This window comes from Candidatus Sulfidibacterium hydrothermale (genome assembly GCF_020149915.1).
Lineage (GTDB): Bacteria > Bacteroidota > Bacteroidia > Bacteroidales > F082 > Sulfidibacterium > Sulfidibacterium hydrothermale.
The window spans coordinates 944,918-955,216 of the sequence record NZ_CP083760.1; the positions used below are offsets into that span (position 1 = coordinate 944,918).

At 43.5% G+C, this 10,299-nt stretch carries 10 protein-coding genes; 5 read left to right on the plus strand and 5 right to left on the minus strand.

Features of this window, described 5'->3' with window-relative positions; translation table 11 throughout:
* Positions 1-327: 327 nt before the first annotated feature.
* Positions 328-693, plus strand: a complete 366-nt coding sequence (locus LA303_RS03680; protein ID WP_240526583.1) for a DUF3127 domain-containing protein — start codon at positions 328-330, stop codon at positions 691-693.
* 21 nt (positions 694-714) lie between these two features.
* The gene (locus LA303_RS03685) at positions 715-1,614 is read left to right on the plus strand and encodes a DMT family transporter (protein WP_240526584.1); all 900 of its coding nucleotides are present in this window, start codon (positions 715-717) and stop codon (positions 1,612-1,614) included.
* 41 nt (positions 1,615-1,655) lie between these two features.
* On the opposite strand, the gene LA303_RS03690 is transcribed toward LA303_RS03685, so the two are convergent.
* Entirely contained in the window at positions 1,656-3,035 is a 1,380-nt protein-coding gene (locus tag LA303_RS03690; protein ID WP_240526585.1) for a DNA methyltransferase, read from the minus strand.
* 84 nt (positions 3,036-3,119) lie between these two features.
* On the opposite strand from LA303_RS03690, the gene LA303_RS03695 reads away from it, so the two are divergent.
* Complete coding sequence (locus LA303_RS03695) at positions 3,120-3,890, plus strand: TIGR02757 family protein (protein ID WP_240526586.1); 771 nt, start codon at positions 3,120-3,122, stop codon at positions 3,888-3,890.
* 2 nt (positions 3,891-3,892) lie between these two features.
* Here LA303_RS03695 and LA303_RS03700 read toward each other — a convergent pair whose 3' ends face one another.
* From LA303_RS03700 to LA303_RS03715, 4 genes are all read right to left on the minus strand, one after another.
* Positions 3,893-4,750: an enoyl-ACP reductase FabI gene (locus LA303_RS03700; protein WP_240526587.1), complete on the minus strand. Its 858-nt coding sequence runs from the start codon at positions 4,748-4,750 to the stop codon at positions 3,893-3,895.
* A gap of 121 nt (positions 4,751-4,871) precedes the next feature.
* Positions 4,872-5,459, minus strand: coding sequence for a non-canonical purine NTP diphosphatase (locus tag LA303_RS03705; protein ID WP_240526588.1), 588 nt, complete (start codon positions 5,457-5,459; stop codon positions 4,872-4,874).
* Between the two features lie 163 nt (positions 5,460-5,622).
* Positions 5,623-6,882, minus strand: a complete 1,260-nt coding sequence (locus LA303_RS03710; protein WP_240526589.1) for a DUF2202 domain-containing protein — start codon at positions 6,880-6,882, stop codon at positions 5,623-5,625.
* 525 nt (positions 6,883-7,407) lie between these two features.
* Positions 7,408-8,049, minus strand: coding sequence for a DUF2202 domain-containing protein (locus tag LA303_RS03715; protein ID WP_240526590.1), 642 nt, complete (start codon positions 8,047-8,049; stop codon positions 7,408-7,410).
* A 182-nt stretch (positions 8,050-8,231) separates the two neighbouring features.
* On the opposite strand from LA303_RS03715, the gene LA303_RS03720 reads away from it, so the two are divergent.
* Together LA303_RS03720 and LA303_RS03725 are read left to right on the plus strand one after the other, a co-directional pair.
* A complete protein-coding gene (locus LA303_RS03720) occupies positions 8,232-8,921 on the plus strand; it encodes a response regulator transcription factor (RefSeq protein WP_240526591.1) in 690 nt (229 codons plus the stop codon).
* A complete protein-coding gene (locus LA303_RS03725; protein ID WP_240526592.1) occupies positions 8,905-10,296 on the plus strand; it encodes a sensor histidine kinase in 1,392 nt (463 codons plus the stop codon). Before LA303_RS03720 ends, LA303_RS03725 begins: the two co-directional genes overlap by 17 nt.
* Positions 10,297-10,299: the final 3 nt, after the last annotated feature.

A 10,299-nucleotide genomic window follows, 5' to 3' on the forward strand; every position in this document is an offset into this window, starting at 1 on the left:
AAATGAACCCAAAGTGCTTTGATTTAATATCGGCATTTACCATTGTAGATTTTAAAATACAATTGGTATAATTTCGCACACGGGATGGCAGTGGCAGCGCCCGGCAGCAGAAGCGGATGTAGTGCCTGTTGAAACCGGGGATGGCCCGGCTGCAGCGACCAAAGGAAGCTCGCAGCCGGCTGTGGCAATACACCGCCTCTGCTGCCGGGACTATAACGGACAGCCCGATAGGCGGCCCTGCGGGATAGCGTGCCCTGAAAAAAGGATAAAAACGCCTGAAAAATTGCCTATTTTTGCATGAGATACGCATAACAAAAATTTACAGACATGAGTGTAGAGTTAAAAGGCCGGCTGATCAAAAAGTTGCCGGTGGTTTCGGGGGAGAGCCGTAACGGGAATAAATGGGAAAAGCAGGAATTTGTGATTGAGACGGAGGAACAATATCCGCGGAAAGTCTGCATCAGCTTGTGGGGCGACCGGGTGAGAGAACTGGAAAAATACCAGGAAGGCGATATGATCATTGCTTCGGTAAATATTGAGTCGCGCGAATATAACGAGCGGTGGTACACGGATGTACGTGCCTGGCGTTTGCAGCGCGATGAGGCCGGAAGTACTTTGCCGCCTGTTCCGCCGGAAGCCCAGCAGGACGATTCGAACCTGATGGATGAAGGTGCGGATGACCTTCCGTTTTAGGCACTTACCGGTGTTTGGCGGATGAAAAGAGAAAACCTTTCTGCCCATTTTGCGGTGCTGGGGGCCAATGTGATTTTTGGCCTGAATTACGTGATTGCCAAAGGGATCATGCCGGTGTGGATGGCGCCGCGGGCCATTATTTTTTTACGGGTGACAGGTGCGGCGGCTGCTTTTTGGCTGACGACGATTTGGGTGAAAAAGGAAAAAGTAGCCCGTGCCGATTTGAAGCGCATGTTTGTGGCGGCTTTCTTCGGGGTGGCCCTGAATCAGATTCTGTTTTTTGAAGGACTTAATCTGACCACGCCCATCAACGCTTCCATTATTATGGTAGGAACGCCTATTTTGGTGTTGGTGATGTCGCATTTTATCATCAAGGAGTCTGTTTCGGGGATGAAGATGGCCGGCATTTTACTCGGATTTAGCGGGGCGGCATTTCTGATCTTGCGTAACGGCCAGTTTTCGCTTCGTTCGGATACTACCCTGGGTAATTTGCTGGTGTTGATTAATGCGGCTTCGTACGGTTTGTTTTTGGTACTGGTGAAACCGCTGATGTCGCGTTACCGGCCACTCACCGTGATGCGGATTGTTTTTTCTTTCGGACTGATCTTTGTCATTCCGGTGACGATTGGTCCTTTTCTGCACACCGATTTTCGGGTTATTCCGTTAAACATTTGGCTTTCGATTATTTATGTGGTGATTTTTACCACCATTCTGGCTTATTTGCTGAACAACTATTCGTTAAAGAAAATTTCGCCTTCGGCCAATAGTTCTTACATTTACCTGCAGCCGGTGATGGCTTCGCTGGTGGCTATTGCTGCCGGAAAAGACCGGTTGACGTTAACGGAAGTCCTGGCTTCATTGCTTATTTTTGCCGGAGTTTATTTTGTGAATGCCGGCAGACGAAAGAAACACTTGGCGTAAACGGGACATGGTCCTTCCTTAACGGATTGTCGTTTGTCTGGTCATTTCTTCTTGAAATTCAGACAGTAATGATGAAAGGTGTTGCTGACAAAGGTGTTGCCGTAGCCATACGGTGCCAGGTTAATGTCGTCTTGTAGCCAGAAAAATTCCGGAAGAAGAACAAACTTTTTACTGAGCGCTTTGGCCAAATCCCAGGCGAATGGATAATTTACTCCTTTTTTCTTGATGTTTTTTACAATGATGGTCATGTATCCGTTCGGTTTGAGTTGTCCGGCCAGGTGAAAATAGATGTTCACCAGCTCAGAAAGAAACCGGTCGTAATCTTCCATATTGCCCAGATCGCCGGCATCGTCAGAGTAGTTTACCCTCAATCCTTTTTGTTTTCTTTTGGCCTGGTTTTCGGCTCCTTTCATGTTCAGCATGTTCCAGTAAGGTGGTGAAGTAATGATGTAGTCGAAAGCCGGAAAATCGTTTTTTCCGATGTCACGGGCATCTTTGTTCAGAATTTTGTAGTCGGGTTGTTCGGTTTTTTGTGAAAACAGCGACGGTGAAAGAAATTCTTGTAACCGGTTGTTGGCAATCCGGGTAAAGAATGAGCTTAGTTCGGTGCCGTAAGCGTTTCTGCCCAGTTGAACAGCTGCCAGCTGGGTAGAGCCGGTTCCGGTCATGGGATCAAAAACATTATCATTTTCGCGGGTGTAAAAGGAGATGAAGTCTTTGATGAGGTTTTCCGGAAACTTGGCCGGATGGAGAATCTCAGTTTTGTCGCGTGGCGGGGGTTTAATGATGCCCCACTGCCGGGGAAAACATTCTTTTTTCGAAACCGGCGCCGTTTCCCAATGAATGGTTTCACTTTCAAACCGGCCGTTGGCCCGATCGTCTTTTCGGAAATTGATGACGTAGAAAATGCCGTTTTCAAAATGTGGATCTGTGTTTTCGGGCAGGCATCCTATTTTTTCATCTTTCAGGCTCAATCCTGTGGCGATGGAATAAGCCAAATCCCATGCTGCAGGGAAATAATGATCTTGTAAAAAGTGATTGGGAATGAGAATGGTAATAAACCTTTTGGGCGTAAGCAGCGGATAAAGCTGTTTGGCCATGGAAAGGATTTGTGCCTTCAGGGTTTCCCACTCTTCGATGGTCCGGATTTCCTGAACGGTTTTTCTGACATCAATCAATGCATACTGAACCGGTTCGTCGAAGCCGGAAACAATACGGGCTCCGTTTTTTTCGGCTACGCGCAACAGGCTTTCTTTGTTTTTACCGTAGTAAAACAGGGTAGGGGCGTGTTCCGGATCGTCATATTTTATAAAAAACCGGATGTGTTTTTCATAAAGGGTTTCGGTACTGTCAGACAAAAACCATGATTTTTGAAACGGCAGCCACTCTTTGGATGAGATGTTATTGAACCGGTTTTTCATTCAGATCAATTTGACAGGAACAGGATTGCAAAAATTCGTTTAACTTGCGGGCAAAAGTAAACAATTCCTGTAAATTATATTGTATTGATTGATAGTGAATTAAAAGGTATTCTTGAACGTAAGGTATTGTTATATAATACGCCGGAATTTATTGCACCGGATCCGGTGAGTATTCCGCATGGTTTTACCCGAAAGGAAGATATTGAAATTGCCGGTTTTTTGACGGCATTGATTTCGTGGGGGCGGCGACCGGCTATTTTAAAAGCTGCTTCCCGGATGATGCATGCCATGGATAATGCACCCTACGAATTTGTAACCGGATATTCGGATGATGATTTGAAACGGTTGGCAGGTTTTGTTTATCGTACTTTCAATGATTCGGATTTGTTGTTTCTGGTGGAAGCATTGCGATGGCTTTACCGGGAAAAGGGCGGACTGGAAACGGTTTGTACCGCATATTTTAACCGGCAGGGCTTGATAAAAGATGCCATTACGGGCTTACGAAAAGAATTGCTCAGGGTGCCTCATCTCAGTCGTTCAGAAAAGCACCTGGCTGCCCCTGAAAAAGGTTCGGCAGCCAAGCGGATAAATATGTTTCTGCGCTGGATGGTGCGAAAAGATAACCGCGGGGTGGACTTCGGATTGTGGAAGCAAATTCCACCCCGGGCACTGATGATCCCTCTGGATGTTCACTCGGGAAATACCGCGCGGAAACTGGGATTGCTAAAACGAAAACAAAACGACTGGAAAGCCGTGGAAGAACTTACGGCCCGGTTACGCATTTTTGATGCAGCCGATCCGGTGAAATATGATTATGCCCTGTTTGGTACCGGGATCTACGAAAAATGGCCGTAAATCTACTCCAGATCTTCGGGCAACTCAATGCCTAAATCGATCCCCAGACTTTTGTTGTACATGGCCATGGCTTTCAGGCTCATTCCCATGCTGGAAAATCCGCCATCATGATACAGGTTTTGCATGGTTACTTTGCGCGTCAGATCGCTGAACATCACCACGCAGTAATTGGCACATTCTTCGGCATCGGCGTTGCCTAATGGCGACATGCGATGAGTGAAGTCCATCAATCCGTCGAAACCTTTTACCCCGGAACCTGCCGTGGTTTTGGTGGGTGATTGCGAGATGGTGTTTACTCTGACTTTTCTTTCACGACCGTAAATGTAACCGAAGCTGCGGGCAATGGATTCGAGCAAAGCTTTGGCATCGGCCATATCGTTATAACCGTAAAGTACACGTTGGGCTGCAATATAGGAAAGCGCTACCACCGAACCCCATTCGTTAATGGCATCCAGTTTGTACGCTACCTGCAGCATTTTATGGAAAGAGATGGCTGAAATATCCAGCGTTTTTTGAAGGTAATTGTAATTCAAATCGTTATAAACCCGTTTTTTGCGCACATTGAGTGACATGCCAATGGAATGCAGCACAAAATCTACTTTTCCGCCCAAAACTTCCATGGAACGTTCAAAAACATGCATCAAATCATCCACGTTGGTGGCGTCGGCAGCAATGACTTCGGCATTGCATTTCTCTGCCAGTTCGTTCAGCTGACCAAAACGCAAAGCTGTGGGCGTGTTGCTCAGGGTAAAAACGGCGCCTTCTTCATAAGCCTTTTCGGCTGTTTTCCAGGCAATGGAATTTGAATCGAGTGCACCGAAAATAATTCCTTTTTTTCCTTTTAATAAATTGTATGACATTTCCGCTGATTAAGTTGTTTACCGCGGCAAAGATAAAAGTTTTTAGAATTTTAAAGCCGGAAAGTCAGTTTTTGACGATGGAAAAGCAAGGCCGGAAAATAACAAGTAGAGTTACAGGATATTATGATTTGATGTGCTCCTGAAGAAACCGGATGAGTTTGACCATGGCACGTCCACGATGGCTGATCTTGTTTTTGGTTTCCAAAGGCATCAGGGCAAAAGTTTCCTGATATCCGTCGGGAAGGAAAACCGGATCGTAACCAAAACCTCCGTTGCCGGTGCGATGAGGTAAAATGATTCCCTCTACTTTTCCTTCAAAAAAGTATTCTTTCCCGTCCAGAATTAATGAAACAACTGTTTTAAAGCAGGCTTTTCGGTTTTCAATTCCCTGAAGTTCTTTTAAGAGTTTTTCGGTGTTTTGTTCGTAAGTGGCGTTTTCTCCGGCATACCGGGCAGAATAAACGCCGGGGGCTCCGCCAAGGGCCTCTACTTCCAGTCCGGTATCGTCTGCAAAGCAATCCTGACCATATTTTTCATAAATGAAACGGGCTTTTTGGGAAGCGTTTTCGGCAAGGGTTTGGCCTGTTTCAGGAATTGTTCCCTGGAATCCCAATTCCTTTAATGAGATGATTTCAATCAGTCCCTGTGAAAGGGCTTTTACTTCATCCAGTTTGTGTTGGTTGTTGGTGGCAAAAATAATTCTCTTCATGAATGGTTTATTTTCTTTTTGGTAACCACGTTAAACCCCCCGGGCGGGTTTGTACGTTTTGGGGCAAAGATACTTCTTCTTTTTTCAGGTGAAAGCATAAAAAAAGGCCTCCCATTTCAAAAATGAAACAGGAAGCCAAAAAGTGGACAGGTTTTATCGTTTATTATCTGCCGCAGTGTTCTCCACTGCTGTTAATAATGTCGTCGAATTCTTCCTGGGAGATGTAAGCCGGAGTGTAGGTAGCTCCATTAGCTGTCAGTTGCGATACGAAAGCCCGCATGTGATTGCGTGAACCGCAGGTGAGGCGGCTAAATGTTGCCAGGATAGCTTCGTTGGTTGTTTTTGTACTGAATTCTTCCAGGTCATAGATATCAAGATCTTCGATGGTGGCACCTACGGTTAAGGCATCTACCAGTGATGTTGAACCTTTTTCAACTAAGGTTTGGTAAAGATCCTGCAAGGTACTGTTGCTAAACTCACCCGGTTCGGGTAAAGCCGGATCCGGAATGTTGTAAGCTTCGAGAAGGCTCAAAATAGCATCCATGTGTGTTTGTTCAGCATTTGAGATGTTGTCGAATACCTGAGCACCCCATTTTTCGTACAATGCATCATAAACATCACGGGCCAGTTTTTCTTCTTCACGCATTTGCAGTAACATGACGGAATCTTCAGGAGTCAGCGGAGCATAAACCAAGGTGTCAGAGGAGTAGTAATTGGAGCTGTCGCAGTTATAGGAAGATGAGGAAGAAAAAGAAGAAGAAAATGAGAGCCCGCAACGTTCATGTGCACTGTTAATGATGTCATCAAACTCTGTTTGGGAAATATATGATGGGGTATAAGTTTCGCCTTCTGCTGCCAGTTGCGATACGAAAGCCCGCATGTGGTTACGTGAGCCACAGGTCAAAAACTGAAATACTTCCTGAATCAGTTCGTTATCGGTTTCCTGGACAAATTTTTCCAGATCGTAAATATCGAGATCTTCAATGGTAGCACCTACTTTCAACGCATCAACCAATGAGGTGCTGCCCTGATTAACAAGCGTAGTGTACAGGTCCTGTAATTCAGGATTGGAGAATTGACCAGGTTCTGGCAAAGCAGGATCAGGAATACCTAATGTATCTAACAACATTTTAACGGCATCCATGTGTTTTTGTTCAGCATTGGAAATATTATCAAAGACTTTAGCTCCCCATTTTTCATACAAAGCATCATATACGTCTCGTGCCAGTTTTTCTTCTTCACGCATTTGCAGAAGCATGGTGGAGTCGTCGCTGGTAACAACTTCACTCTTTTCAGTAAGAGTGGAAAGGTCAACGCTGTCAGAAGTTTTGTCGCAGCTTGTGATAAATACGCTACTACCGATAAACAGTATACCGGTGAATAAGAGGGAGAATACCTTTTTCATTTTCTGTAACTTTTTCATGATTTTTTATTTTTAATGATTGAATAAATTTTTCTTCTGCCCCCTGTATGTCAAAAAGGCTGCCAAAAATTTTTTCGGGCCGGGTTTTTAAGAAAATCTTAAGAAAACAACCGGTTGTTTGAATGGGGTTTCTTGCGGCTGTTTTTTAGAAAACAAAGAAAATTTCCATGTTTATAATTGGTTGTTTTTCAATATTTTATTGTGTAATTTTTCTGACCGTAATAAAAGTGTTGGCACGAGGCCTGGCGGGTGTTTTAAAGCCGGAAAAATTTTTTTAGAAAAAATTTCTTTATTTTTTCTTTCCCCGGATTGGGTTTTTTATTTCTGCGTTGCTGGTCGAAGAATACGACCGTTTGGGCGAATTGTTTGGAGAAAGATTAATATCCTTTATCTTTTTGGGAGGCGTCTGAAACAAAAATCAGATAAAGATGTTTTGAAATGCCCGGATAATGTAGAATGAAATGGGAAAAACGAAAAAAGCTTCCCGGAGAGGGAAGCTTTTTTGAAGGTTGATGTTGTATCAGGTTATTGCAGTCCGCATTGCTCGCTGGGACTGTTAATGATATCGTCAAATTCGGTTTGTGAAATGTACACCGGAGTATAGGTGATGTCGTAAACCTGTAATTGGGAAACAAAAGAACGCATATGGTTACGTGAGCCACAGGTCAGAAACTGGAAAGTATTTAGAATATCCTGATTGGTGGTTTTACTCATATACTCTTCCAGGTCGTAGATGTCTAAGTCTTCAATGGTTGCTCCCACCAACAAGCTGTTGGTGAGGGAACTGTCGCCTTTGGCTACCAGACTGGTATATAATGCCTGTAAATCCGGATTGTTAAACTTGCCGGGTTCGCTGCTGGCCGGATCGGGAATGCCATATTTGTTTAAAAGTTTTAGTACTTCATCCATGTGGGTTTGCTCACTGCGGGCAATATTGGTAAAAACCCGTAATCCCCATTTGTCGTATAAGGCCGTGTATACATCGCGGGCCAGCTTTTCTTCTTCACGCATGTGAACTACCATGGTAGAATCCTCTGCGTTGAGTTTAGGGGTTGGGTTGTCGGAAGAATCATCACATCCTGAAAACAAGAAGGTGTTTCCTATAATTAAGGCAAGCAGGATGGAAGGTATTATGCTCCACAACTTTGAATACTTTAAACTTTTCATGACTTTATTGTTTTAACGTTGTTATTATGGTGCTAAAATATTTTTAATTTCCATCTCCCGGTGAATGTTGGTTGTATTTTAAGCTGATTTTAAGATAAAAACGTGTTTTATTTGATAAAAATACTGTTTTTTTGCATTTTAGATAAAAGTACATAAAATATTATAAAGGCCGTAAAAAAATTGTGAAAAAAATATTGATTATAGAAGACGAACCCGGTATCAGCACCTTTTTAAAAGAAGGGCTGGAAGAAGAAGGTTATCAGATTGAAATTGCTGAAGAAGGGGAGTCCGGACTGAAAAAAGCATTGTCCGGAAAATTTGATTTGATTCTGATGGACTGGATGCTTCCCGGATTGAGTGGCCTGGAAATTACAAATAAGCTTCGCGAAACAGATGTGGTTACCCCGATCATTTTTTTAACGGCTAAAGATACGGTGCAGGATACCATTCTTGGGCTTCGTTCCGGTGCCAACGATTACCTGAAAAAGCCGTTTAGCTTCGAAGAACTTCTTGAACGTATTCATGTTCAGTTCAGAAAACCTCATGCGAAAACTACGGTATTTCGCCATGGGCCTTTGACCATTGACGATGCTAAACATGAAGTGAAATGGTTTGATAAAACTGTTTCGTTAACGCAAAAAGAATATGACCTTTTACTTTTCCTGATTAAGAACAAAAACCGGATATGTACCCGTAAAGAAATCCTGAAGAAAGTATGGGACATTCATTTTGAATACAGTTCGGGGGTTATTGATGTGTATATTAACTCGCTGCGGAAAAAGCTTCCTGCTGAAAACAACGGAGAACTGATTGAAACGGTCAGAGGGATTGGTTATATCATTAAAGATAAAGAAGATGAAAGCGGGATTTAAGGAGCGACTGGCTTTTTTGTACCTGATCAGTACAGCAGGAATTATTTCCATCTTGTTTGTGGTGATTACTTTTAAGGTGAAAAAAAGTGTTTTTCAGCATCTTGACCATGATATATACATAGAGGCTGTAAAACATTCAAACGATATTTATATCCATAAAGGAAAGCTTCGCTTTAACCGAAGTGCCTGGTTGGAACGGGAACATCAAATGGTTCAGGTGAATCCGGTTTTTGTTGAAGCTGTTGATAGTAACGGGGAAGTCATTGCCCGTTCTCCTAATTTAAAAGAAGACTCCCTCCGGTTTTTACCGGAATATGTCGGGAAATACCGGAACACGACCCTGGCTAACGGGCCGGTTCGTCAATATCAGTATGCTATTCGGAAAAACGGAAAGACGTATGGATATTTGCTGGTCGCCATGTCACTCGACAGTGCACAAATGGTGCTGAAAAAATTGAAAACCACCTTGCTTATTGCTTTTCCGGTGGTGCTGATCATATTGTTTTTCTGGGCGCGTTTTATTGCCGGGAAAAGCATTCGTCCGGTGATGGCCATTATTGAAACGTCAGATAAAATTACCCGGACCAACCTGCATCAGCGGGTGCCGTTGCCGGGAAACAAGGATGAATTGTATTTGTTATCCACTACCATCAACCGCTTGCTCGATCGTATTGAGCAGGCTATGGAGCGTGAAAAACAATTTACTTCTGATGCGGCTCATGAGTTAAAAACCCCGCTTCAGGTGATGAAAGGTAATATGGAAATTCTGATCCGGAAACCGCGAAATCCTGAAGAATACCAAAGCAAAATTAAAAGTTGTTTGCACGAAATCAATCGCATGGCGCATCTGGTAGACCAGTTGTTGTTGCTGGCCCGTTTTGAAAGTCAGCGTGAAGCGCTGGATATCCGTGAAGTACCGTTGGATGAACTTGTTGAACAGGTTATTCAGAAAAAATTATGGCAAATTGAAGAGAAAAAAATCAACCTGAAAGTTGATATTCAGGAATTGGTAACCGTGAAAAGTGATCCGTATCTTTTGCACATCATTTTTGAAAATGTGTTGTCCAATGCCATAAAATATACCCCTGAAAAGGGTACGGTTACCGTGAATATGGGGAAAGAAAATCATAAGCCTTTCTTGAGTATTCAGGATTCAGGACCGGGAATCAAACCGGAAGATCTGGATAAAATTTTCGATCGCTTTTACCGTTCCGATCCCTTAAAACATCCGCATATCAAAGGAACCGGGTTGGGACTTTCCATTGTAAAACGGTTGAGCGAAATCCTGCATCTTGAATTTGTTCTGAAAAGTAATCCGGGAGAAGGTTTGTTGGTTTACATTGCTTTTCCGGAGAAAGAACCGGTAGAAGCTTAAGGG